The 23,752-nt window shown below is 39.2% G+C and carries 25 protein-coding genes and 1 pseudogene; 15 read left to right on the top strand and 11 right to left on the bottom strand.

Translation table 11 applies throughout. The features are described from left to right. Positions 1 to 212 precede the first annotated feature (212 nt). The 6 genes and pseudogenes from EGT34_RS09635 to gmk form a co-directional block, all read right to left on the bottom strand. Entirely contained in the window at positions 213 to 407 is a 195-nt protein-coding gene (locus EGT34_RS09635; RefSeq protein ID WP_000289091.1) for a bacterioferritin-associated ferredoxin, read from the bottom strand. A 209-nt stretch (positions 408 to 616) separates the two neighbouring features. Further along, positions 617 to 1,000: a RidA family protein gene (locus EGT34_RS09630; RefSeq protein ID WP_000090000.1), complete on the bottom strand. Its 384-nt coding sequence runs from the start codon at positions 998 to 1,000 to the stop codon at positions 617 to 619. A 120-nt stretch (positions 1,001 to 1,120) separates the two neighbouring features. Then, entirely contained in the window at positions 1,121 to 3,226 is a 2,106-nt protein-coding gene (locus EGT34_RS09625; protein ID WP_001117590.1) for a RelA/SpoT family protein, read from the bottom strand. A gap of 39 nt (positions 3,227 to 3,265) precedes the next feature. After that, positions 3,266 to 3,396: pseudogene (locus EGT34_RS09620) on the bottom strand (hypothetical protein). A gap of 38 nt (positions 3,397 to 3,434) precedes the next feature. After that, positions 3,435 to 3,713 (bottom strand): DNA-directed RNA polymerase subunit omega, encoded by a 279-nt coding sequence (rpoZ, locus tag EGT34_RS09615; RefSeq protein WP_000135049.1) that lies wholly within the window; start codon positions 3,711 to 3,713, stop codon positions 3,435 to 3,437. 72 nt (positions 3,714 to 3,785) lie between these two features. Next, positions 3,786 to 4,415 (bottom strand): guanylate kinase, encoded by a 630-nt coding sequence (gmk, locus tag EGT34_RS09610; RefSeq protein ID WP_000015937.1) that lies wholly within the window; start codon positions 4,413 to 4,415, stop codon positions 3,786 to 3,788. Between the two features lie 122 nt (positions 4,416 to 4,537). Here gmk and ispH point away from each other — a divergent pair, with 122 nt between their 5' ends. The 12 genes from ispH (at position 4,538) to rplS (ending at position 15,613) form a co-directional block, all read left to right on the top strand. After that, complete coding sequence (gene ispH, locus EGT34_RS09605; RefSeq protein WP_000407064.1) at positions 4,538 to 5,488, top strand: 4-hydroxy-3-methylbut-2-enyl diphosphate reductase; 951 nt, start codon at positions 4,538 to 4,540, stop codon at positions 5,486 to 5,488. Positions 5,489 to 5,657: 169 nt separating this feature from the next. After that, entirely contained in the window at positions 5,658 to 6,131 is a 474-nt protein-coding gene (locus tag EGT34_RS09600; protein ID WP_001214065.1) for a pilus assembly FimT family protein, read from the top strand. Next, complete coding sequence (gene pilV, locus EGT34_RS09595) at positions 6,125 to 6,685, top strand: type IV pilus modification protein PilV (protein ID WP_002194578.1); 561 nt, start codon at positions 6,125 to 6,127, stop codon at positions 6,683 to 6,685. Before EGT34_RS09600 ends, pilV begins: the two co-directional genes overlap by 7 nt. Further along, on the top strand, positions 6,686 to 7,687 hold the full coding sequence (locus EGT34_RS09590; protein WP_000079200.1) for a PilW family protein: 1,002 nt from the start codon (positions 6,686 to 6,688) through the stop codon (positions 7,685 to 7,687). Beyond that, entirely contained in the window at positions 7,684 to 8,502 is an 819-nt protein-coding gene (locus EGT34_RS09585; protein WP_000149374.1) for a PilX N-terminal domain-containing pilus assembly protein, read from the top strand. The genes EGT34_RS09590 and EGT34_RS09585 overlap by 4 nt, the downstream gene beginning before the upstream one ends. An 11-nt stretch (positions 8,503 to 8,513) precedes the next feature. Continuing rightward, complete coding sequence (locus EGT34_RS09580) at positions 8,514 to 12,368, top strand: PilC/PilY family type IV pilus protein (RefSeq protein WP_000768966.1); 3,855 nt, start codon at positions 8,514 to 8,516, stop codon at positions 12,366 to 12,368. A 12-nt stretch (positions 12,369 to 12,380) separates the two neighbouring features. Then, positions 12,381 to 12,863, top strand: coding sequence for a type IV pilin protein (locus tag EGT34_RS09575; protein ID WP_001046417.1), 483 nt, complete (start codon positions 12,381 to 12,383; stop codon positions 12,861 to 12,863). Beyond that, positions 12,860 to 13,285, top strand: coding sequence for a type IV pilin protein (locus tag EGT34_RS09570; RefSeq protein WP_000788342.1), 426 nt, complete (start codon positions 12,860 to 12,862; stop codon positions 13,283 to 13,285). Before EGT34_RS09575 ends, EGT34_RS09570 begins: the two co-directional genes overlap by 4 nt. A 146-nt stretch (positions 13,286 to 13,431) precedes the next feature. After that, positions 13,432 to 13,683, top strand: coding sequence for a 30S ribosomal protein S16 (rpsP, locus tag EGT34_RS09565; RefSeq protein WP_000260334.1), 252 nt, complete (start codon positions 13,432 to 13,434; stop codon positions 13,681 to 13,683). A 19-nt stretch (positions 13,684 to 13,702) separates the two neighbouring features. Then, the gene (gene rimM, locus EGT34_RS09560) at positions 13,703 to 14,251 is read left to right on the top strand and encodes a ribosome maturation factor RimM (RefSeq protein WP_000189236.1); all 549 of its coding nucleotides are present in this window, start codon (positions 13,703 to 13,705) and stop codon (positions 14,249 to 14,251) included. 45 nt (positions 14,252 to 14,296) lie between these two features. Continuing rightward, positions 14,297 to 15,037 carry a tRNA (guanosine(37)-N1)-methyltransferase TrmD gene (gene trmD, locus EGT34_RS09555; RefSeq protein WP_000464596.1) on the top strand — a complete coding sequence of 247 codons (741 nt, stop codon included), beginning with the start codon at positions 14,297 to 14,299 and terminating at the stop codon, positions 15,035 to 15,037. 207 nt (positions 15,038 to 15,244) lie between these two features. Beyond that, a complete protein-coding gene (rplS, locus tag EGT34_RS09550) occupies positions 15,245 to 15,613 on the top strand; it encodes a 50S ribosomal protein L19 (RefSeq protein ID WP_000014562.1) in 369 nt (122 codons plus the stop codon). Positions 15,614 to 15,665: 52 nt separating this feature from the next. Here rplS and EGT34_RS09545 read toward each other — a convergent pair whose 3' ends face one another. Next, on the bottom strand, positions 15,666 to 16,607 hold the full coding sequence (locus tag EGT34_RS09545) for a lipase family alpha/beta hydrolase (RefSeq protein WP_085943440.1): 942 nt from the start codon (positions 16,605 to 16,607) through the stop codon (positions 15,666 to 15,668). Positions 16,608 to 16,721: 114 nt separating this feature from the next. After that, entirely contained in the window at positions 16,722 to 17,756 is a 1,035-nt protein-coding gene (locus tag EGT34_RS09540; RefSeq protein WP_001189451.1) for a lipase secretion chaperone, read from the bottom strand. 153 nt (positions 17,757 to 17,909) lie between these two features. On the opposite strand from EGT34_RS09540, the gene truB reads away from it, so the two are divergent. The 3 genes from truB (at position 17,910) to EGT34_RS09525 (ending at position 20,264) form a co-directional block, all read left to right on the top strand. After that, positions 17,910 to 18,815 carry a tRNA pseudouridine(55) synthase TruB gene (truB, locus tag EGT34_RS09535; RefSeq protein WP_000208695.1) on the top strand — a complete coding sequence of 302 codons (906 nt, stop codon included), beginning with the start codon at positions 17,910 to 17,912 and terminating at the stop codon, positions 18,813 to 18,815. Positions 18,816 to 18,834: 19 nt separating this feature from the next. Further along, on the top strand, positions 18,835 to 19,611 hold the full coding sequence (locus EGT34_RS09530) for a sulfite exporter TauE/SafE family protein (protein WP_000525222.1): 777 nt from the start codon (positions 18,835 to 18,837) through the stop codon (positions 19,609 to 19,611). 209 nt (positions 19,612 to 19,820) lie between these two features. After that, entirely contained in the window at positions 19,821 to 20,264 is a 444-nt protein-coding gene (locus EGT34_RS09525) for a hemerythrin domain-containing protein (protein WP_001019905.1), read from the top strand. Between the two features lie 7 nt (positions 20,265 to 20,271). Here EGT34_RS09525 and EGT34_RS09520 read toward each other — a convergent pair whose 3' ends face one another. From EGT34_RS09520 to serA, 3 genes are all read right to left on the bottom strand, one after another. After that, positions 20,272 to 21,132 carry an EamA family transporter gene (locus EGT34_RS09520; protein WP_001180518.1) on the bottom strand — a complete coding sequence of 287 codons (861 nt, stop codon included), beginning with the start codon at positions 21,130 to 21,132 and terminating at the stop codon, positions 20,272 to 20,274. 90 nt (positions 21,133 to 21,222) lie between these two features. Beyond that, positions 21,223 to 22,107 (bottom strand): EamA family transporter, encoded by an 885-nt coding sequence (locus EGT34_RS09515; RefSeq protein ID WP_000098158.1) that lies wholly within the window; start codon positions 22,105 to 22,107, stop codon positions 21,223 to 21,225. A gap of 98 nt (positions 22,108 to 22,205) precedes the next feature. After that, positions 22,206 to 23,438: a phosphoglycerate dehydrogenase gene (gene serA / locus EGT34_RS09510; protein WP_000077814.1), complete on the bottom strand. Its 1,233-nt coding sequence runs from the start codon at positions 23,436 to 23,438 to the stop codon at positions 22,206 to 22,208. Positions 23,439 to 23,752 lie beyond the last annotated feature (314 nt).

Below are 23,752 nucleotides of genomic sequence, written 5' to 3'. Positions count from 1 at the left end.
TCAATTAAGGCAATCTATAAATTCATTTTAGTGAACAATCATGGATATGGCGAGTAATTTATGGAACAGCAAATGAAAATCGCAATCAAAAACAACACAATATTGGTAAATGTGAATTTCCTTCCAAAAAAAACCGCTTCAATGAGGAACATTTAACGTTCCGCAAAAAGCGGTGGAGGAGTCAATAAATTTTTGTTAAATATTAATTTTTATTATGCAGCTACAGAAATGCGAGCAGCAATTTCTGCTAATTCTTCACTAATAATAGCACGTGCTTCTGGTGCACAGCGTCCACAGCAAGTACCAAGATCAAGCAAATCGCGAATTTCACGATAGCTTTCAGCGCCATTTTCAATAGCGTCTTTAATATCCTGATCGGTAATGCCACGACACAAGCAAACGTACATGGGAGTGATCCCCAAATATAAATGCGATAATTGATATTATTGATAATTATTATCGTTTGTCAATGAAATTCATTTAAAATCTCATTTATCATTATTGGGATTTTGGATAAAAAAATACCACCTAAGCGGAAATCTGAGAGTTACTCAGCTTTTTAAGCTGGGGTGGTATCTAATTTTAGAGCTAAATAATTTCTAGTTAATATTTTATCTTACTGATTAATAATAACAATTCCATCCATTTCAACTAAAGCCCCTTTAGGCAGGCTTGCTACACCAAGTGCAGCACGAGCTGGGTATGGTTGAGCAAAATATTCGCCCATAATTTGGTTAACGAGTTGGAAATTAGATAAATCAGTAAGAAAAATATTGAGCTTTGCAATATCTGCAAGTGTGCCGCCTGCAGCTTCACATACTGCTTTGAGGTTATCAAAAACACGGCGGATTTGAGCTTCAATACCGTCTACAAGTTCCATACTGTAAGGATCTAAACCAATTTGCCCTGATAAATATAGTGTGTTACCTACCAAAATGGCTTGAGAATATGTGCCGATGGCAGCAGGGGCATTTTCAGTATGAATGACTTGACGGGACATTTGGTTCTCCTTGATTAAATCTTTTTTCATCATAATCGATGATACGTTTTGACAAAAGTATCATCGATTTAATTGATTAGGTACTTCTAGAAGTTAGATTTTAGTAAAGCAGAACAAATTTTAGCTGACTTTGGAAATTTCCATTTGTGGAGCAGGGGCGTCTAGACGCTCAATACGTGGGAAGCCATAGTGCATTCGTAAATCACGAATGACTTTTGCAATATGTTTACGGTTGTTTACTACAATATTGACGAAAGTACGCTGTTCGTTGGAATGTACCATTTCTACCCCAGCATTATTTTTACGACATTGGTAGATGAGGTCTGATACCTGTTCATCATTCATTGCCATATAAATCGCAAGGTAAGCAGTAAAACGTACATCATCTACGTCGTCTGCTTTCCATTGAAGCGGCATAATGTTTTCTGGGTGTAAATGTTGTTCATGAAGCAAATTATGACAACGAATACGGTGCACAATTAAACCACGTCGTGTTAAATGGCCTTGAATTGGATCGCCTAAAATAGGATTACAACAGTGGGCATATTTAACATCAATGCCTTCAGTTCCTTGAATTAGCCGATCTGAATTTTCTGCTCGAGGATGCTTGTCATTTGCAAACAAATGGTTAGCTACAAGTTGAGGAAGTAAATCTCCAACAGCAATTTGCTCAAATAATGCATCTTTATTATCAATATGACGCCATTGTAAAAGATCTAACCAATCTGCATCTGAAAGGTCGTTAATAGAACGATTAAAGAGTTTTAAAGCTCTTGAAAGTGCTTGGGCACCAACTAAACGTTGTTCTTCAATATCTTGGTCTTTGAGTACGTGCTGTAAAGCACGGCGAGCTTTTTGAGTGTTAATGAAGCTCAGCCAATCTGGATTTGGCGTTGCTAAAACGTCAGTAATAATCTCAATAACCTGCCCACTAACTAATGGTGTAGAAAGTGGCTTAATTTCACCATCAACTTTCGCACCTACCGCATGGTTGCCTAAGAAAAGACTAGCTGAATAGGCAAAATCAACTACTGTGGCACCTTGTGGTAACTCATGTAACTGGCCGTGTGGTGTGTAAACCCAAATTTTTTCTTGATGCAAATAATCAAGTAAGTCATTAAAAGTCGTTTTAGCGCATTCACCATCAATGAGTGTATTTAGGTTCTGCATGGAAGCTTGAATGGCAGAGCGGCAAGTTTGTGGAGCATTTTCGCCGAGTACTACACCGAAACGTGCAGCTTTACGCATCAACTCGGTTTGAATAGTGAGCGATAAGGTGGTTTTTTCACCCTTAAGCTTGATCATTAATGACTGATTACCACCTGGTAATGGCCGGCGGATATGATCTTGATATTGGATGACTTGAAAATTTTCTTTTAATGCTGCTACTAAACGATCGCAGTCTGCAATGGATTGCAAAACGATTTCAAAGGCATGGCTATGAGTAAGTTCTTGTAAATCCATTTCATTTTTTACGAAATGGCGTAAGAGCTCAATATTATTATTTTTCTTTTTAATTCGACCTTGAATATGATAATTGTGGAGAAGCTCCGCAAGATTTTGTTCCCAGATACTTTGGTATTTACATCGCTCTGGTTTGGTTTGAAGCAACGCATTTTGAACGTTATCAAACATATCTAAATCAAGATTTTGATAACATAAATTTTCAAGGTTATCGGCCATTTCATTCATGCCGACTAATCTTGCCATCGGTACGAAAATATCAAAGGTTTCTTGAGCAATACGAGCACGTTTATCGGGACGTAAGGCGCCCAATGTGGTCATATTGTGGTAGCGATCAGCTAGTTTAATAATAATGACGCGTGGATCTTGCAAAGTAGCTTGTAGAATTTTTCTAAAAGAAGCAGCTTTATTATATTCTTTATCACTCGACTGGCTTAGTTTGGTTACGCCATCAACAAGCTCTGCAACTGTTTGTCCAAATCGCTCAATAATATCGTCTTTTGTATATTGAGTGTCTTCAATGACATCATGTAAAAGTGCAGCCATTAATGTTTCAGGATCCAGGCGCATATTCGCTAAAATACAGCTAACCGCGATAGGATGCAGAATATAAGGTTCACCACTTTTACGGGTAATACCAGTGTGTGCCAGATCTCCAAAATCGCAGGCAGCAAGCACTTTTTCGACTTCACTTACCGATAAGTAAGGGTCGATAATTAATTTGAGCTGTTGCTTGGCTTGGCTGACCTCTTCGCCTGGCATAGACCACCCTTTTTCTGTTGCTTAAAAAACTAAATCTATCTACTTCTTAATGAAAAGCATATTGCGGAACTTGTCAATTTTTTCGATTGAAAAAGTGTATTTTTTTTTCAATGAAAATAATTGCTTTTACCAATATGTTTTAAATATGCATAAGCCAAATAAAAAACCATCGCAAAAAAACGATGGTTTTTTATAGAAACAGGAATAATTAGAAAGAAAAACCTTCTAAATTTAAGCTGTTTGTAGAAAGGGCAAGATCAAGACTAGAAGTTTGGTAATCTTGCTCACGTTGTTTAAGAATTTCTTTCGTTACGTGACCTACAGCGATTTCACGTAAAGCAACAACTGTTGGTTTGTCGTTATCCCATTCTACAGTTGGCTCCATGCCTTGACGTGCCAATTGACGAGCACGTTTACTTGCAACGAGCACAAGCTCAAAACGGTTGTCTACATGATCTAAACAATCTTCAACGGTGACGCGTGCCATAAAAGTTCTCGTTTTGGAATGGTAAATTTGAACAGACTAAATAGTATAAAAGGCTTTCGTTCCAGACTCAAGTTATTCCTGTTTTGGTTGTGGAGTAATCAAGTCTTGAATTAGATTTTGATGTCTTTTTGCCTGTTGAGATAAGACTAAACGATTTGCTGTAATGACGGCTTCAAGCTCATGTAGGGCTTTATTAAAGTCATCATTAATGATGATATAGTCGAAATTTACATAATGCTGCATGTCTTCAACAGCACAGCTTAAGCGGTGTTCAATAACTTCAACAGAGTCTGTACCACGGTTAGATAAACGCTGACGTAAATCGAATTGAGTAGGTGGTAAAATAAAGATCTGTTTAGATTCAGGAAACAGCTTGCGTACTTGCTCTGCACCTTGCCAGTCAATTTCAAGCAAGACATCATGTCCTTGAGCTAACTGTTGTTTTACGGTTGCTTGCGAAGTGCCATAGTAATTACCAAATACTTCAGCATATTCGATAAATCCACCTTGGTTCACTTGGTCTAAAAATTCATCTTTTGTTGTGAAGTGATAGTGAACACCATCTAACTCACCTGGTCGTTGACCTCGGGTAGTATGCGAAACTGAAACATGTAAATTGCTCACACGGTCAAGTAGGGCTTTCACCAAAGATGTTTTGCCCGTTCCTGATGCAGCAGAAACGACAAACAATAGACCCGACATGATATTTTTCCTGATATGATAAAATATCTTCGCTATTGTAGTGTACCGTGCGTTTAAACTGAATAGTTTTAACTGCAAATATTTACGAGAAGTTCCCCTGTTTTATTAATTTTGAGGCTGTTATGGAAATTGTGTTAGCTAATCCGCGTGGTTTTTGTGCCGGTGTTGATCGAGCCATAGCAATCGTCAATCGGGCTTTGGAATGTTTTAATCCTCCTATTTATGTACGTCATGAAGTTGTACACAATAAATTTGTGGTAGATGACTTACGCCAAAGAGGGGCTGTTTTCGTTGATGAGCTGGACCAAGTGCCAGATGATTCTATTGTAATTTTCAGTGCGCACGGTGTTTCAAAAGCAGTTCAGCAAGAAGCAGAGCGTCGAGGCTTAAAAGTTTTTGATGCAACTTGTCCATTGGTGACTAAAGTACATATTGAAGTAACTAAATATGCTCGCGAAGGGACAGAAGCTATTTTAATTGGTCATGAAGGGCACCCAGAAGTTGAAGGTACGATGGGACAATATGACAAATTAAAAGGTGGAGATATTTATCTGGTTGAAGATGAGGCTGATGTGGCAGCACTCGAGGTTAGACATCCGGAAAAATTAGCATTTGTTACGCAAACGACCTTATCTATTGATGATACAGCAAAAGTGATTGATGCTTTGCGTGCGAAATTCCCGAATATTCAAGGTCCGCGTAAAGATGACATCTGTTATGCAACTCAAAATAGACAAGATGCAGTACGTGACTTAGCTGAAAAATGTGATGTTGTGCTGGTTGTTGGCTCGCCTAACTCTTCAAATTCGAATCGTTTACGTGAGCTTGCTGAGCGTATGGGGAAAGCTGCTTATCTAGTAGATAATGCAGATCAACTTGAACAATCATGGTTCAATGATACTTGTAAAATTGGTGTTACAGCGGGAGCTTCAGCTCCAGAAATTTTAATTAAGCAAGTGATTCAACGTTTACAAGATTGGGGAGCTCAGGCGCCTAAAGAATTAGAAGGACGTGAGGAAAATATTACTTTTAGTCTTCCTAAAGAATTACGTATTCATGTGACCCAAGCATAAAATGTGACTTATTTAACATACTGATTTTAAATAGTTAAACAGATAATTGTTAACATGACAGTTATCTGTTTTTTTATACCCTTTGTCTGTTTTGTATTTGTTTTGTAATTTGTAAAAGTAAAATTTAAATAAGAAATAAAAAATTTTAGTTTTATTTGGGGTTCTGGGGATGAGGGGAATTATTCCGCAAGAAGGGTTCACCTTGGTCGAGCTAATGGTGACGATTGCGGTCATGGCTATTATTGCACTGATGGCTGCACCATCAATGTCAAATTTATTAGAAAGTAAACGTTTAGATGCTAATCAAAGAGACTTAATCAACACTTTATCAGAAGCGAAAAGTCAGGCAATTTTAGGACGTCAGAATGTTTCTGTTAACTTGAACTCAACAGCTTCAAATACACCCACTTCATTAAATTGGCAGACAGCTTCTAATAATACTCTTGAGCTAAAAAATATAGCCGCTGATGGTACGCAAAGTTCTTTAACGACTACCACTTTAGCTTTTAACGCAAATGGAGTAGTGGCAAATATAACTCAAGATACGCTTTTATCTATTTGTAATTCTAGAATAAATAAAAAGAAAGTCATTATTTTGACCAAGCTTGGCACTTTAGTTTTTAAGGCCGAGGAGACTTGTTAATGCATCACTATAAGCAAAAAGCCCAAGCTGGGGTGGGCTTACTCGAAGTTTTGGTTGCCTTAATTTTACTTGCTATTGGAGTTTTAGGTTATGTTGCCTTGCAGCTAAGAGCTATGGATGCCTCTTCAGAAGCATTAAGTAAATCTCAAGCCATTCTAGTGATGAGGGGATTAGCAGAAAATATCCGTACAAATAGTACTCAAGCTAGCCAGTATCCTACATTTGTGCGTAGTTATAGCAACTATACATCTGATACTCCTGCACCCACGTCATGTTTTAACTCTCTATGTACTGCCTCCCAACTTGCTCAATTTGATGCCTATCAAGCAGCTAGAAATGCTAATCAACTGGGTATGAGAATTACGATGTCAAATTGCCCTGGCGTTACAAATACAATGGTGCAACAACGCCAGTGCCTATTTGTCTTTTGGGGTAAAACTGCGCCAGTGATTACTACAAATGGAACAAATACTAGTGTGGATGTTTCAAGTTGTATGAGTAATAACGGTGTTTACGTGAATAATTCAACTTGCTTAATGATGGAGGCATATTAAATGGCTCAATCATTTATTTCTAATAAAGAACAAGGTTTTACCTTGATTGAACTTATAGTCGCCTTAGCTTTAGGCCTAATATTAGTGGCTGCTGCAACACAGCTATTTATTGGAGGGCTTTTATCGAGCCGATTGCAAAAGGCCAATGCTGAAATCCAGGATAGCGGTATTTTTGGTTTGGAATATATGGCACGTGATATACGGCTTCTAAATTATGGAAATGTTGTAAATCCACAATTAACAGATACAACGCCTTGGGGAGGTATTGTATTAACAGGTTCAACAGCAACAAATGCCAACAATATTAATTTTATTCCAAAAGTTGATACAAATACTTATATTCCGGAAGCGTTATTAAGCCGTGGTGCAGGTGATACGGTAAGTACAGTGAATAACTACTGGAAAGGTCTTTCAAATATACAGAATAGTTCAAATGCTGAAGTACAAAGCGATCAACTGACTATTCAATTCATTGCCCCGACCAATATGACTAATTGTGAAGGTGTGAATGTGTTAGCGGGGGACCTAATAGTTCAACGGTATTTTTTACGTGTTGATAATAATGGTAGCTCTCAACAGGATTATGCACTTGCATGTGATGCGAATACCCCTGCGGTTAGTGCTACAGCGCAACCTGATATCGTTAATGGATTAGGAGATGCAGGCCAAATTATACTGCCTCGTATTGACCATTTTCATGTCTTATTAGGTGCGAAAAACGCAGCTGGTAATTTTGCTTATTACACAATTCCTCAGTATCGGGTGGCTGCACAAGCTGCTCGAGATGCGAGTCCAGCTGTGGCTGCTCCAAGAATTCTGTCAATACAAATATCGGTATTAGCCCGTTCTACAAATAATGCTCAAAATAAGGCAATAGACCCTAATCAGTCTTTTCTTATGCTAGATCAGAATGTGCATGCTGCCGATAACAGAACTCGCTTTTTGCGACGCGTATATAGCGTGACAATTGCTTTACGCAATGCAATGGGGGAAACAATATGACCCATTTAAATTATAAAAATATTAAAGGTCGATCTAAGGAAACGGGTGCCACACTTATTGTTGTACTTATTATTTTATTGATTGTTATTTCTGTCGGGGTTTTGGCAATAAGAGTAGCGATTGTTTCTCTAAAAGTTGCAACTAATAGCCAAGTTGGCCAATTAAACTTTCAATCTTCAGATACTCCGTTAGAGCTTATTGTACAGATGAACCCAACCACATTGACAAATATTACCAATGTGATTGGAGCAGCACTGAAAGCACATGAAAGTAACCCTGGTGCGGAATATAACTTTTGCTATAAACCAACTTCTACATCTGTAAGTTTTGCTCAAACTCGGGGGGCAAGTTTGCTTCGAGCTGGCAGCGCTAATAATGCTGTGGTTGAAGATGGTGGAGTAGCAGGTTTCTGCGATTTAACAAGTGACTATGGGAGTAATCGTCAAGCGGTAGTTACTCAAGTTGCTGTCAGTATCCCAACCGATGCTATGGCTGATATTCCGGGTTCAAATCTACCTCGGGACATAAATCTTTCCGAAGGAACCCAACTTCCTAAAAGCATGCTATCTACGCAACGTATCCGGGTTATTACAACAGCGTTTTTACCTGCTTATGCCTCAACTTCTTTAGAAACTCTGCAATCTGATTGCTTAAGTACGAGTTCCGCAAAAATTAGTGACAACTTTGATAGTGCATTAACGGATAAGCAAACTCTAGCTGATTGTTTGGCAAACCATAACGTACCTTTTAGTACTCAAGTTCAAGAATTTAACTATACCAATAAGCTGACTGAAATCACGGCACCAGGTTCATAATGGGGAATATCATGAAACTAAAATTGAAGAATTTTAAGCCAAATAATTTGTGGTATGCCGTCTATTCAAGCTCAATGATATTCACATGGCTAATGACAAGCTCTGTGGTGCAAGCAAGTGATTTACAAATTTATGCCTCACCTACAGCAGGTAAAAAAACAATTGTGATGATGTTGGATACATCAGGAAGTATGACCAACAATAGTTATGGTGAAAACCGCTTAGCCATGCTTAAAAATGGTATGAATGCTTTTTTGGCTAGCAATAACCCTGTCTTAAATGATACGCGAGTAGGTTTAGGAAATTTCTCGGCAAATGGTGACAGCCGAAGTGGACAAATTTTAGTGGCTGCTGCTCCTTTAGGTGATGCAAGTACTTTAAATACGGTAGGCTCACAACGTTATAAATTAAAACAAGCTGTTGCTAATTTAACTGCGGGAGGCTCAACACCTTCAGCCCACGCTTATGCTGAAGCAGCTGCTTACTTAATGGGGACAACCACATATTCAGAGACGAATTATGCTATTCGTAAAGATAGTTATATCAAACGTGTAAGAAGATCTGATAATAGAACTGAATATTCATATTGTACTAATTACCGTGATTCGCAAATTGATACAGCCAACCTATGGCAACCTTGTCGTTCAAATAGTTATTGGAGTAGCTGGTCAACAAATAATCCAGGTGTGGATAATGCTACTGCTTATGATACTTCATCTGACTGGACTTATTACTATACTTATTACTACACCACTTTTAATTATGCTGTAGCAAATGCAGATAGCGGTATTCCAAAATCTAAATCAAACGATACAGCTAGCAATCCGAATATTGTTGTAGACCGAAATGCTACTAACTCCAATGCAGTGTATCAGTCACCTTTACCTGCAGTAGCGAATCGCCAGAGTTGTGATGGGCAAGGTATTTACTTCTTATCGGATGGCGAACCGAACAATACAACAAATACACGTTCGGCAAGTGTCATGTCGACTGCTTTAGGTAGTACTTTTGGAGCTGATTTTAATTGTTCTGGAGGTTTATCTAACACTACGGCAGACTCTGGTTGGGCTTGTATGGGGGAGTTTGCAAAAAGATTATTTGATAAAACAAAGAACCCTGCCGGAGTTTCTATTCAAACAGCATTTGTCGGTTTTGGTAGTGACTTTTCTAGTTTGAGTTCTTCTGATGTAAAAAATGCCTGCCGTTTAAGTTCGAGAACCCAGTCTGACCGAAAAGGAGATGATGCGTGTTCACCGAATCAATCTACAAATGCGGTAGCTGCACCAGGTTATGGGAATGGTGGTTTTTTCCCTACTCAGAGTTCACAAGGCGTAACAGACAGCGTTATCGCATTTATTAATAATTTAGATAAAGTTCCTTTAGAACCCTTAACCACAGGTGCTATCTCAGTTCCATATGATGCATTGAATCCCAAAAATTTACAGGAATATGGTTATTTACGAGCTTTTGAGCCAAATCCAGCTAACACGTACTTAACATGGCGTGGAAATTTAAAGAAATATCATGTTGTTTTATCTGGAGCGAATGCAGGTGCTTTTGAGGCCAATTCTGGCGGATTAGTCTACAATGCAAGTGGGGCTTTTAGGACTGGAACAAAGGATTATTGGAATAGCTCTACTTATACTGACGGAGGCAAAGTCTTTTTAGGTGGTTCATATGCGAATGTGCCTTTACCCATTGCTGGACAACCTGAAACACGTGATGCAGAAGGAAATATCACAAAATATTATTACGCAGTACAAACTAAAATCCGCAACTTATTTACTGATGTTTCCGCCGTTGCAGCAGATGGTAGCTTAACGAAAATTTCAACTTCTGGAACTAATTTGCTAAAAATTCCAGCTGCTCCACCAGAAGGAACTAATCCTTTTGATACGGTGGCTAATACAGCAAGTTATGTTTTAGGTAAATTTGATCCATCAACTGGACAAAATATTTTAAAAGCTTTTCCTATAAGCTTGAAATTAAAAATATTAAATTATTTAGGTTATTCAACAGATATTAATGCAACAACTCTGCCTTCATCTTTGGTTACATCGAATGAACCTTATTTATCGATGGGGGGAAGTATTCACTCTTTACCGGTTCAACTAACCTACAATGGAACACTAGATGATAATGGGAATTTAACATCTGCCCGAGAACAATCCATCCTCTATGGAACTATGGAAGGCGGATTACATATTGTGGATGCTTCATCTGGTATTGAGCAAATGGTCTTTGTTCCTGCAGATATTTTAAATGATTCAGTTGCTTCCAAAGCTTTAGTTGTTGGTCAAAGTGATGCTTCAGCTCCCGCTCATGGTATGGACGGAGCTTGGGTATCTGATCCAGCCTATAATATTACTACAGTGGGAAGTGGTAGCTCGGCAGTATCAAAAGTAACTGCAAAGCAAATGAATATTTATGGCGGCATGCGTATGGGAGGAAGTAGCTACTACGGACTAGATGTATTAAGCCCTACTTCACCGAAACTGCTTTTTAGAATAGGGGCAGACCAGACTGACTATAGCCGTATGGGTCAAAGCTGGTCTAAACCCGTACTCGCGAACATCCGTTATAACGGTTCTATTAGACGCGTCCTGATTGTTGGCGGTGGTTATGATCAGTGTTATGAAAAACCAAATATTACGTTGACTGACGCTTGCTTTACCAATGGAAAAGCAAAAGGAAATGCTGTCTATATTATTGACGCAAAAACTGGTCAGCGTTTGTGGTGGACAAGTGATACAGGTTCTAATACTGATAACGCCAATATGAAGCATAGTATTGTTAGCCGTATTAGTACTTTAGACCGTGATGCTGATGGCTTAGTCGACCATCTATATTTTGGAGATTTAGGCGGACAAATTTTTCGCGTGGACCTTAATAATAATCAGACAAAAACCAATTCGACCTATAGCAGTTTTGGTGTCAGAGTTGTGCGTTTAGCGAATTTAGCAACAAATGATTCAACTTATGATGGCACAAATGATTATACAGGTGGGAATGCTCCTCGTTTTTATGAGCCTCCAACAGTAACGATCCACGATTATGGAATTCACACTTTTATTACAGTAGGTATTGCATCAGGAGACCGTAGTACACCTTTAGACGTTTACCCACTCACAGGTCGTGAAGGTATGACGCCTGCAAGTGCATTAAGTGGACGTCCTGTAAATAATGTATATGGAATTATTGATAAAGACTTTGTTAAAAAGAACTTAATGTCTTTAACTGATAATCAGCTTGAAACAAAAGATATTACACGGACAGGCTTAAGAAAAAATCCACAAATTCTAAGAACAGGTGAAACAAGAGTAGCTCAAATTTTCTTCCCCACTACAGGAGTAGGTAAAGGTGGTTGGTATCGCTCGCTTTCTAGTACGAGCGATGGTACAGAAAAAGCTAATAATAGTTTTCGTATTAAAGGAGGACTCAAAGCTTTTGAGGAACCAATGGCAATTACGGGTAATTTAATTATTCCAGTTTATGACCCTCAAGGAACGGGAATTGTTGCGGCAGATCCTTGTCTACCTCGTGTTGTGGGAGAAACAGACCGACAAACTTATTGTTTACCATTTGGTGCTTGTCTTAATCCGGATGGAACCATTAATTCAAATAAAGAAAACCCGAGCGGGTTTCAAACAAAAACTGGTAGTAACTGTCCAGCTGGAGTCTCTGAATGTAATACAAATGTCATTGGTGCAGGTATTCGTAATATCACATTTGTTCCAAAAAGAGATGAACCTCCTGTGACTAATAGTTGTGGGAAATTACAGCTGTCTGGAAACGAGAACGGAACAGGTGAGTGGCAATGTACAAGTCATTTACTTCCTGTGCGCTGGTATGAGCGCTATCGCTAGAAGGAACAGCTTATGAATAAGTACTCTATTCTACGGTTCAATCAAGGGGTTACCTTGATTGAGCTTATGGTCGTGATTGTTATCGTTGCTATTTTTGCTTCAATTGCTATCCCTTCATATCAAAGTTATAGCCGTAGAGCTACTGCATCTGCGGCTAAAAGTGAAATTTTGAAATTAGCTGAACAATTGGAACAGCATAAATCAAGAAATTTTACTTATAGGGGGTTTACCACAACCTCTATAACCCTACCTCGCGGGGGATATACGATTCAGATTACTGATGATACGACGACAGGAAATTTATTGACGAATGCTGCTGCAAATGGACAAACATGGGTCATTAAAGCGACAACTACAGATTCAAGAAACTTTAATTTTATTGCTAAGAATTCAGGTTTGCGTTGTCAAAGTTTAACAGCTACGGCTGTTGATAATGACTGTGGTGGAACAGTCACTTGCAATGTATGTGAAACAAATAGTGAGAATTGGCAATGAAGAATGGTTTTACTTTAATAGAAATCATGATTGTAGTAGCGATAATTGCAATTTTAGCAGCTATAGCGACACCTTCATATTTGCAATATTTACGTAAAGGGCATCGTACAGCTGTTCAATCCGAAATGATGAATATTGCCCAAACATTAGAATCAGAAAAAGTAGTTCACAATCGTTATCCGTCGAATGCGACCATACAGTCGATTTATGGTTCTAATGTGAGTCCTATACAAGGTCAGGCTCTATATAAGTTAGCTTTTGCAACTCTGAATGATTCAACTTGGGTACTTACTGCAACACCTATTTCTACTAGCTCACAAGCAGGTGATGGAATTATTTGTTTAAATGACCAAGGGCAAAAATTTTGGGCAAAAGGTGCCACAGTTTGTGCACTATCTGCTTCATCAAGTTGGACAGAGTAATTTAAATTCAAAACTGCGGATAACTCAAAATTTAATCTTTCTTTCAGGGTGAAAATCACGTAGAATGTCGCCCTCTATGAAAGGGGTTTGAAGTGTTGCCGATGGTCGGCGCAGGGATAATCCGTAAGAATTATAAGGCTTTTATCATGGTTGTTATTCGTTTAGCACGTGGCGGCGCAAAAAAACGTCCATTCTATCAAATCGTTGTGACTGATAGCCGCAATGCACGTGATGGTCGTTTCATCGAGCGTATCGGTTTCTTTAACCCAACTGCACAAGGTCAAGCAGAAAAACTTCGTTTAGACGCAGACCGTTTTGCTCACTGGGTTTCTCAAGGTGCTCAACCTTCTGAACGTGTTGCTTCTTTGGCTGCTCAAGCTAAAAAAGCTACTGCATAATTATTGTAGTAGGTAGCCCATGACACCAACACAGAATGTTCCCGAAGATCGTATTCAGATTGGACAGTTACGTTCAGCTTATGGATTAAATGGGTGGCTCTGGGTGTATTCCAATACAGAACCCATGAGCAATATGTTTGACTACTTGCCTTGGTACATCGAGACCAAGGCCGGTTGGCAAATCGTTGATGTAAAACGTTGGAAACCACATGGCAAAGGCCTGGTTGTTGCTCTAAAAGGTGTGAGTGATCGCACAGGAGCAGAAAGCTTGGTTGGCGCTAATATCTGGATTGCTAAATCTCAACTGCCGAAAGCAGATGTAGATGAGTACTACTGGTCAGATTTGAAAGGCTTAACAGTGTTAGGTCTTGATGACGACGAACAGGAAGTGAACTTGGGACAAATTCATGAGTTGTTTGAAACTGGAGCCAATGATGTGATGGTTGTACGCGCTACACCAGACAGCATTGATTCAGAAGAACGCATGATCCCGTGGCATAAAGATGTGGTGCAACGCGTTGATCTTGAAGCTGGTCGCATTTACGTCAATTGGGGCGTAGATTATTAATCCTTTTTATAGGATTAACGCAGCAGGAAAATAGAGGAGTCTGCGGTGTTTTTTGCAGTCATTACGCTTTTTCCTGAAATGTTTGAAGCGATTACAGCCTATGGGATTAGCGGGCGTGCAGCAAAACGTGACATAGTACAAGTCACTTGTATTAATCCACGTGATTTTGCTGAAGGGAATTACCGAAGAGTGGATGAACGTCCATTTGGTGGTGGCCCTGGTATGGTGATGATGGCGGAGCCTTTGGCAAAAGCAATTAACCATGCCAAACAACTTGCTTCGCAAGCAGGATGTGTTCATGTACCTGTGGTGTATATGTCTCCACAAGGCAAAACTTTAAATGAACAGGCAGTACAGCAGTTTGTCGATTATGATGGCTTAATTGTATTGTGTGGGCGTTATGAAGGCGTCGATGAGCGTTTGATCCAGCATTATGTTGATCAGGAATGGTCAATTGGAGATTATGTCTTATCTGGTGGTGAACTACCTGCCATGGTGTTGCTTGATAGTATTATTCGCCGTTTGCCGAATGTAATGTCAGATGAGCAATCAGCGATACAGGATTCTTTTGTAGATGGTCTTTTGGATTGTCCGCAATACACTAAGCCAGATCAGTTTGAAGGTTTAGATGTTCCTGAAATTTTAAAGTCGGGACATCATGCCAATATTGAGAAATGGCGTTTTTTGCAGCGTTATCAACGAACTTTAGAGCGTCGACCTGAGTTGATTGAAAAGGTTGCGTTGACTAAGCAGCAAAAAAAATGGCTGTCAGATGAACAAGGGTAAGCACATCGCCTGTGTTTTTCTGAGCAAAAGATGAGAAGCTTTGCTTCGAATTAAAGCATAAGTCTATTTTTTATAGATTTATGTGTACTTAAGGCTCTTTACGGTTGTCGTAAAGGGAAAGTTAAACGGGTTGATATGCGCTTTAGCCTCTATCCCCAGCGGAAACTCAGGCCTCTTCTGACTCCGCACATATTGGAGATTCCCACAATGAGTGGTAAACATCCTTTAGTTCAAGCTATTGAAAATTCACAGTTAAAAACTGACCTTCCTGAATTTGCTCCTGGTGACACAGTAGTTGTTCAAGTTAAAGTAAAAGAAGGTGACCGTGAACGTCTTCAGGCATTTGAAGGTGTTGTAATCGCTAAGAAAAACCGTGGTTTGAACTCTGCGTTCACAGTACGTAAAATTTCTAGCGGTGTTGGTGTTGAGCGCGTATTCCAAACTCACTCACCAGTTGTTGCTAAAATCGAAGTGAAACGTCGTGGTGACGTTCGTCGTGCTAAACTTTACTACCTCCGTGACTTGTCTGGTAAAGCTGCACGTATTCGTGAAAAATTACCAGCTCGTAAAGCGTAAGCTTATAGCGAGTAAAAAATGCGCCTTTTGGCGCATTTTTTTGTTTTAAAGCTTATAATCCTTGAAGTTTTAAACGGTTAGCATGTTGACGGTAAACCGAGACAGGGTCTGCTGCAAAAATAGAACGTATTCCCATGACTTGATTGACTTCATCTAAATGATTCCAGTTGTAGTCGTCACGAATAGTTTTACCAAATTTGGCACTGCATCGAGAAACCAGCCCATCATTATCCCCAAATGGGTCAACCACTAGACTACTTCCTGTCAATGCCATGTCAAATGGATCTAATGGGTTCGTCAGCGCTTTATTACCAGAGAATGAATACATATAAATGCCTTTCTCCTGATAAGCACCCTCACCACAAGACGTGGTAGGAACACCCATTGGAAACTGGGCATTAAACTGTGCAGAGCCTTGAGTCGATAAACTGTGGGCACCTGCTAGGGAGTCATGCGGATAACTATTTGGGTCTAGACCTCCTGCCCAAGTAATTGCTGCGGAAAACCAGTTTACTAATGTTGCCAGCCCGGATAGAGGAGTACCCTCAACATTCAGGATGACATCTGCCATTGGTGATCCTTTGTGAGGTGCACCAATAGTAGTAAGTGAAGCGACTTTTTCAGGCATGATCCCAGCGACATAGCGAATTGTAGGTCCCCCGTGGCTATGTCCGATCAAGTTGACTTTAGGCTTTCCGGTGATGGCAATAATTTCTTCTACTTGTTGGGCAAGTTGTTCTCCACGAACTTCAGTTGAGTTAAACGGTGAAACTCTTGTTGCCCAGACATTTCCTCCGTTACGCGCAAGATCAGGAAGAATCTGATACCAGTAGTCCAGACCAAGCGTATCTGTTCCAACTCGGTTAAAACCCGCCATACCATGGTTAAAAACCAATGGATATTTGGTTTGTGCATAAGTCGAATAGACGAATGAGCTTTTGACTTGCTCAGCATTTGTGGCATGGGTTGCTGAAACACTCAGTCCTGAGAGTATTGCAGCACAGAAAAATATTAAGTTCCTTTTCATTTTTTACTCACTATTTTTATTTTGTATGAGAAGCAGCTTCTACTGCTGGATAAGGTTTGGCTCACTTTGAAATAGAAAAGCCTAGTAGTTAAAGGGTAGTTCACCTCCTTGGTCATGGACTGTTTCAAAAGTTCTAAGACGAAGCTGTTCTTGCGATGAGCTAAATTGTTGTTGGCGTAGTTGTTGAATAGCTTGTTTTTTAGCGCTGTCACTCATATTGCTATGCAGGACTTCATCACGTTGATTTAAGTAGCCAGTCACTCGCTGTTGCCACGCATTACGCTGTATATCTAAAGTTTCTAATCGTTGAGTTGCCTCGGCTCCAACAAGTGCTGTACGCATTTGCCGAAGTTCCTCTGCTGAACCATTGCGAGCTTTAATTTGTTTGGTCAGTGTGTGTAAATCATCAAGCTTTGAGAGTTCTTGTAGGTTTTCTTGCCAGTCTTCTGGTAATTGTTCAAAGCGCTCTTTGAGTTTTTTAGCTTTTTCAATTTCGCTTAAAGATGAATCTTCTAAAATCTTCATGCGATCTAATGTGTAGTTCTGATAAATGTCTTCTGTTGAAAATAACCCTTCAATTTCAGAGGCAGAGAAGAAACGTTTTCTTATATCTTGAATTGAACTGAAGATCTTTTGAAAATAATTTTGATCTTGTTGTTTAGATTGAGGCGGTTGAATTTGTGCAAGCTGCTCACGGTATTTTAAATAACGCGTCCACAAATCAATAATCTGTGAGCGGGCTGGCTCTAAATATTGATCTTGTATAAATTTCTCAAAATGAGTTTTAACTTGTTGTAAATTGCTCTCGCCATACTGCGTAATAAAATATTCAAAGCAGTCACGGGTTTGGCTATTCACAACTAAATGTTGTGAACTATCAATTTTTAATTGGCAGTTAACTTGAGTATCTTGCTGACTTTTACTCAAATAAGTATTTTCGTTTAATGGTGAATTTAAAGTAGATTGCGAAGTAGCTACCAAACTTTTAGCTTCATCCTGATTTGGCTGAGGTGAAGTATTTTCCGAGTCTGGGCTTAGCCAATACACACATGCGATGAGGCTCAAAATAAAAAATCCGAGCACACACCACCATATCTTTTTCTGCATCCTTTGCATAAAGATATCTTCCTTAAGTTTTCATTTGTTGTTTTTTTACTCGATCATTAATGTGCCATAAAATAAGTGAAAAGGCACCTAAATATTATGAAAATATCTTGCTGAATTTGCTAACATGTCGGCACTTTTCTCTAGCTTTGTGTTCCAGTAAAAATGACGACAAAAAATCAAAAAATTTCTCGTCGCCATATCAGTGGTGTATTTCTTTTAAATAAACCATTAGGGCTAAGTTCTAACGCTGCTTTGCAAAAAGTGCGTTGGCTTTACCGTGCCCAAAAGGCGGGTCATACTGGTGCATTAGATCCATTAGCAACCGGTTTACTTCCTATTTGTTTAGGAGAGGCCACTAAATTCTCACATTACTTGCTAGACTCGACAAAGCGTTATCAAACTACTGTTCGATTAGGCCAAACTACAACAACAGGCGATGTTGAAGGCGATATTTTACAAGAACGTCCTATCCCGGTTCTTAGCAAAGAGCTTATTGAGCAAACTTTAGAAAAGTTTAGGGGCGATATTCAACAAGTTCCACCAATGTACTCGGCATTAAAAAAAGAAGGTAAGCCACTATATGAGCTGGCCAGAAAGGGTATAGAGATTGAGCGTGAAGCACGCCCGGTTACGATTTATGCCTTAGAACTCATTGAATTTACTGAAAATAGTATCACTTTAGATGTAACTTGTTCTAAAGGAACATATATTCGTGTGCTAGGTGAAGATATTGGTGAGGCACTTGGTTGTGGTGGTCATTTAACCATGCTTCACCGTATTCAAACTGGACATTTTGAACTCATCCCAAGTTATACCATTGAATATTTGGAAAGCTTAACGGAAGAGCAAAGAGAAGCTTTGCTACTGCCCGTATATGCTCCAATTGACCATTTCTTAAAAATTCAGGTTCCCGAAGGACGGGAAAAATATTTTTGTAACGGTCTAGAAAGCAATATTGATCATTCTGCAGAAGCAGAAGTGTTGGTTTTTTCGGGTGAACGCTGTCTAGGTTTAGCTGAAATTACCGATAAAAAACGGTTGGTACCTAAACGTATCTTAAATTTGTAGTAGATGTAGAGTATAAAACATGGGCATGGAATGGGATGTTATCCTTAGTTTGATCTTTTTTGCGTTTACTGCGGGAGCAATTGATGCTGCTGTTGGTGGCGGCGGACTCATCCAGATTCCCGGGATCATGAGCACTTTTCCTAACATGTCGACTGCTACGGTGATTGGTACCAATAAAGTCTCATCCATTTTTGGTACGGCATCGGCAGCTTATACATTTGCTAAAAAAGTAAAATTGCAATGGAAGCTTTTAGCCGTTATTGCCATTTGTGCCTTGATTAGTTCTTTCGCTGGTGCGGCTTGTTTGTCGCTTATCCCTCAATCGGTATTGCGTCCTTTCGTTTTCGTGATGTTGATTGTGATTGCGATTTATACCCTAGTTAAAAAGAACTTCGGACAGGTTCATACCGAGCAAAAAATTACCACGAAAATGCTCGTTTTAGCTGGTATCGGTAGTCTGGCGATTGGCTTTTATGACGGTATTTTCGGGCCGGGTACTGGTAGTTTCTTTATCTTTTTCTTCATTCGTTTTTTACAAGTCGATTTTTTACATGCTTCGGCGTTGTCAAAAATCGGTAATTTTATGACTAACTTAGCTGCGCTGAGTTTCCTCATCCCAACTGGGCACGCTATTTTACATATTGGTTTAATGATGGCAGCGGCTAACGTGCTAGGTTCTATTGTTGGGGTGCGTACCGCGCTTAAATACGGTAGTGGTTTTGTACGTATTATCTTTTTAATTTTGGTGAGTATCCTGATTTGCCGTTTGGGATATCAAATGTTTGTTACAGGTTAAATAAGATAAAAAGTATGAACTGTCCTGAGGAGTGGTTCATACTTTTATGTATCTTTTAAAATTAGAAATATAAAAAACATTACAGAAACTTACTAGAAAGAAAACTGTGTAAAAAATAGTCTCATTTTAAGCTACTTAAATAATATAAATTTTGCCGTACGATAAACCTTGAAATAAAAAAGATTTTTTAACTAAAAATGAGGAAGAGAATGAATATTTTCGAAGCATTAAGAGAAAGCCACGAAAATCAACGCAACCTTTCTGAACAATTAATCCAGACACATGGTTTAACCGAAGAACGAAAAGAATTATTTGATGCATTAAAAAACGAACTTTATGCTCACTCAGTTGCCGAAGACCGTTATTTATATATCCCTTTAATGTTTGATGATGTCGGTTTGGATATTACGAGACATGCTTTATCTGAACACCATGAAATGGATGAGTTGGTCGAGCAACTTGAAAAAACGGATATGAGTAGCCCAAGTTGGTTGGCAACCGCTAAACAGTTGAGCGAAAAAGTCCATCACCATTTAAAAGAAGAAGAGCATAAATTTTTTCAGCAAGCCGGTAAAATTCTTAAAGACAGTGAAAAAGAAACGCTAGGCAATAAATATTTAAAGGAATATAAAAAGTATAAAAAACAGCAATAAGCTACACCTATGATGCTGTTTTGCTTCTTAAAGTAACCCCAATTGACGCTAGCATTACGCAAGCTAAAGCCACCCATTGCAGCATGCTGATTTCTTCATGAAGTAGTAAGAAACCTGTTAATGCTGCCAATGCTGGTGCTAAACTTGTTAGGGTGCCATAAGTTAATTTATTAAGTTGTTTGAGTGCCATTAGGTCAAGTGCATAGGGAATAGCAGTCGCTAAAACTGCAATAAGTAAGGCTTTACCCCAGTACTGTGTATCAAGTAATGCTGGGCCATTATACCAAATACCAATTGGTAATAAGGTGAGGGCAGATACCGTAATCCCTATGGTTAAGGCATGCATTCCTATATTTTGAGTTACAACTTTTTGACCAAAATAAATATAGAATGCCCAACAAAGCCCTGCGCCTAAAGCACAGGCTGCACCTACGTAAGAAAAGTGGTGTTGAGTTGGATCTTGCCAAGGTACCATGAGTGCAATACCCAGCATGGCAAAAGCTACCCAGATATATTCGCTCTTTTGTTTGATAGAAACTAGGGCTAAGCCTAATGGACCAATAAATTCTAGACCTACTGCAATCCCTTGGGGTAATTTTCCAAGAGAGGTATAAAATAAAATATTCATTACCCCTAAAGATGCGCAATACATTAATAAATCACGCCATTTTAAATAAGGTAAGCGAGACCAGATTTTCCAAGAACGGAACATAACGGCAACAATCACTGCTGCAAAACATAGTCTTAAAATAGTAACGGTAAGCGGGTCTAAAGCTGCGATAAGTTGCTTGGCAAATGAAGCGCTGATTTGATACGAAACCATCGACAAAATCATATAGAGCACAGCAATAATTGGAAGATTTTGCATGGAAATACCTTAACGCTTTATTTGATATTTAAAAAATAAGGGTGATTAATTATAGCCAATACTGGGTTTCAACCCGCAGGTTTTGCAGAATTAACCTACTGTTTTTTCACGTTGTTGTCGGGCTCTTTGGGTGGTTATGGTACAACCCACAGAAGCAGTAATAATAGTGGCGAGTGCCAACCATTGATTCCATAACAGGTATTCACCTAAGAAGATAAAACCGGAAAGTGCAGCAACAGCTGGCTCTAGGCTCATCAATGTTCCAAAACTTAAAGGTGTTAAATTGCGTAGAGCTAACATTTCTAAAGAGAATGGAAGTGCACTAGCTAAAACGGCGAGACCAATAAAATAAAAAAAGTATGGTAATTCTATAACTTGCCCAATAGAGCCTGAGAAAAAAGTAATAGGTAAAAGTATACAAGCACCTACAGTCATGCCCAAACAAACTGTATGGTTACCTGAGATACCAGAAGGCTTTTGCCCCGCAATAATATATAGGGCCCAACAAGCACCTGCACTCATCGCAAATAGGACTCCAATCCAGTCCAAACTATGTGCTTGGTTAAAAGGAAATAATAAAATGAGACCAATAATTGCGAAAGTGACCCAGACAAAATCATATTTTTGCTTAGCATGGTAAAGGGCCACACTGAGTGGACCAATAAATTCAAATGCAACCGCAATACCAATGGGTAAACGTTCAAGCGATAAATAGAAAAGAGCATTCATGCCAGCAAGAGCAAAGCCATAGCTCAAAATAGCTTTCCATCGGACCTGACTAAAATTAATTTTCCAGATCTGAAAAATGAAAGCCAAAATAAATGCCCCGATACATAAACGCATTGCAGAAACAGTCAGTACAGGAAAGTTCTGAAACAGGACTTTAGCTAAGGATGCGCTACTTTGGACACTTAACATGGCAAGAATAAGAAAGCCCAAAGCATGAAGCTGGGATTTCTGGCTTGGACTGGACATTTTATTATTTGATCAATTGGTATACTTTTCACATGATAATGTAAATACCTATAAAAAAGCCACAGACAATGCTGTGGCTTTTAAATTTACAGTCTGTATTAAAACAATACGCGTACGCGAATTGTGCCTTCAACTTCATGCAACATATCTAAAGCTTCTTGAGAAGCAGAAGCATCTACGTCCATTACAAGGTAACCGATGTCGCCTTTAGTCATAAGTGACTGACCTGAAATGTTAATGCCTTGTTCAGCAAACAAGTTGTTGATTTTAGACAATACACCCGGTACGTTTTTGTGGATATGTAGTAAACGGTGTTGACCCGCTGTCAATGGCAACGCGATTTCTGGGAAGTTTACCGCAGAAAGTGTCATACCCTTATCAGAGTAAGCAACAAATTTCTCTGCTACTTCTAAACCGATGTTTGCTTGAGCTTCCATCGTTGAACCACCAACGTGAGGAGTCAAGATCACGTTGTCTAAACCACGAAGTGGAGACTGGAATTCTTCACCATTTGCTTTTGGTTCTTTCGGGAATACATCAACTGCCGCACCTGCAAGGTGACCAGATTTGATTGCATCAGCTAAATCTTCGATCACTACACATGTACCACGTGCAGCATTTAAGAAGATCGCGCCTTCTTTCATTTTTGCAAATTGTTCTTTAGTGAAGAAGTTACGTGTAGACGGAACATCCGGTACATGCAAAGTCACAACATCAGCAGTTGCTAAAAGTTCATCTAAAGAACCAACTTGGCGAGCATTACCCATTGGTAATTTAGTGACTGCATCATAATAAATGACATGCATACCCATACTTTCAGCAAGAACTGAAAGTTGAGAACCGATGGAACCGTAACCCACAATACCTAAAGTTTTGCCACGAGTTTCAAAAGAACCCACAGCAGATTTGTCCCAACCACCACGATGACAAGCCGCTGACTTTTCAGGAACACGGCGAAGAAGAAGAATAGTTTCAGCAAGTACGAGCTCTGCAACCGAACGCGTATTTGAATATGGTGCGTTAAATACAGGAATACCACGTGCCATCGCTGCTTTAAGATCTACTTGGTTTGTTCCGATACAGAAACAACCTACTGCGATCAATTTATTTGCAGCTTCGAAAACTTCTTCAGTCAATTGGGTACGCGAACGAATACCAATAAAGTGAGCATCTTTAATTGCTTCTTTAAGCGCTTCGCCTTCAAGAGCAGTTTTGCGATAGTCAATGTTGGTATAACCCGCAGCGTTTAAAGTATCGACTGCGTTTTGGTGAACGCCTTCTAACAAAAGGAAACGGATTTTATCTTTAGGTAGTGAAAGATGTTGGCTCATTACGGCTCCGCTACAAAGGCCAAATTTGGTGGCGGTATAATAACATACTGGGCAGCGCTATAGATATTTCGTTTATACCATCGCCTTATGGCAATTTTATCTATGTCTAATCACTTCCATTTATGGCTTGTCGAGCGTTACAAAATATGCTTGGCCTACGTTGAGGCTCAAATTTTCCTTTAAGGCCTTATAAAAAGTGTTTTATTGGTGTTAAACATGTTTTGTAGTGACAGTATCTCTATTCTGAACTTTATCGCTTGTGCTGTTACATGTAGAATATAGGAGTTCCTTGAACATTATGGCTTTGCTCAGGT

The organism is Acinetobacter sp. FDAARGOS_558 (genome assembly GCF_003937785.1).
Taxonomy (GTDB): domain Bacteria; phylum Pseudomonadota; class Gammaproteobacteria; order Pseudomonadales; family Moraxellaceae; genus Acinetobacter; species Acinetobacter baumannii.
The sequence above is the reverse complement of the archived record's forward strand: the minus strand, read 5'-3'. Positions and strand labels throughout refer to the sequence as shown.

Coding starts and splice junctions, on each gene's coding strand:
- EGT34_RS09585 (WP_000149374.1), top strand. CDS start 7,684: ATGACCCATTTAAATTATAAAAATATTAAAGGTCGATCTAAGGAAACG.
- EGT34_RS09515 (WP_000098158.1), bottom strand. CDS start 22,107: ATGTCCAGTCCAAGCCAGAAATCCCAGCTTCATGCTTTGGGCTTTCTT.
- EGT34_RS09525 (WP_001019905.1), top strand. CDS start 19,821: ATGAATATTTTCGAAGCATTAAGAGAAAGCCACGAAAATCAACGCAAC.
- EGT34_RS09575 (WP_001046417.1), top strand. CDS start 12,381: ATGAATAAGTACTCTATTCTACGGTTCAATCAAGGGGTTACCTTGATT.
- EGT34_RS09580 (WP_000768966.1), top strand. CDS start 8,514: ATGAAACTAAAATTGAAGAATTTTAAGCCAAATAATTTGTGGTATGCC.
- rplS (WP_000014562.1), top strand. CDS start 15,245: ATGAGTGGTAAACATCCTTTAGTTCAAGCTATTGAAAATTCACAGTTA.
- rpsP (WP_000260334.1), top strand. CDS start 13,432: ATGGTTGTTATTCGTTTAGCACGTGGCGGCGCAAAAAAACGTCCATTC.
- EGT34_RS09590 (WP_000079200.1), top strand. CDS start 6,686: ATGGCTCAATCATTTATTTCTAATAAAGAACAAGGTTTTACCTTGATT.
- EGT34_RS09520 (WP_001180518.1), bottom strand. CDS start 21,132: ATGCAAAATCTTCCAATTATTGCTGTGCTCTATATGATTTTGTCGATG.
- rpoZ (WP_000135049.1), bottom strand. CDS start 3,713: ATGGCACGCGTCACCGTTGAAGATTGTTTAGATCATGTAGACAACCGT.
- EGT34_RS09540 (WP_001189451.1), bottom strand. CDS start 17,756: ATGCAAAGGATGCAGAAAAAGATATGGTGGTGTGTGCTCGGATTTTTT.
- gmk (WP_000015937.1), bottom strand. CDS start 4,415: ATGTCGGGTCTATTGTTTGTCGTTTCTGCTGCATCAGGAACGGGCAAA.
- EGT34_RS09600 (WP_001214065.1), top strand. CDS start 5,658: ATGAGGGGAATTATTCCGCAAGAAGGGTTCACCTTGGTCGAGCTAATG.
- EGT34_RS09625 (WP_001117590.1), bottom strand. CDS start 3,226: ATGCCAGGCGAAGAGGTCAGCCAAGCCAAGCAACAGCTCAAATTAATT.
- EGT34_RS09630 (WP_000090000.1), bottom strand. CDS start 1,000: ATGTCCCGTCAAGTCATTCATACTGAAAATGCCCCTGCTGCCATCGGC.
- serA (WP_000077814.1), bottom strand. CDS start 23,438: ATGAGCCAACATCTTTCACTACCTAAAGATAAAATCCGTTTCCTTTTG.
- truB (WP_000208695.1), top strand. CDS start 17,910: ATGACGACAAAAAATCAAAAAATTTCTCGTCGCCATATCAGTGGTGTA.
- ispH (WP_000407064.1), top strand. CDS start 4,538: ATGGAAATTGTGTTAGCTAATCCGCGTGGTTTTTGTGCCGGTGTTGAT.
- EGT34_RS09635 (WP_000289091.1), bottom strand. CDS start 407: ATGTACGTTTGCTTGTGTCGTGGCATTACCGATCAGGATATTAAAGAC.
- rimM (WP_000189236.1), top strand. CDS start 13,703: ATGACACCAACACAGAATGTTCCCGAAGATCGTATTCAGATTGGACAG.
- EGT34_RS09530 (WP_000525222.1), top strand. CDS start 18,835: ATGGGCATGGAATGGGATGTTATCCTTAGTTTGATCTTTTTTGCGTTT.
- EGT34_RS09570 (WP_000788342.1), top strand. CDS start 12,860: ATGAAGAATGGTTTTACTTTAATAGAAATCATGATTGTAGTAGCGATA.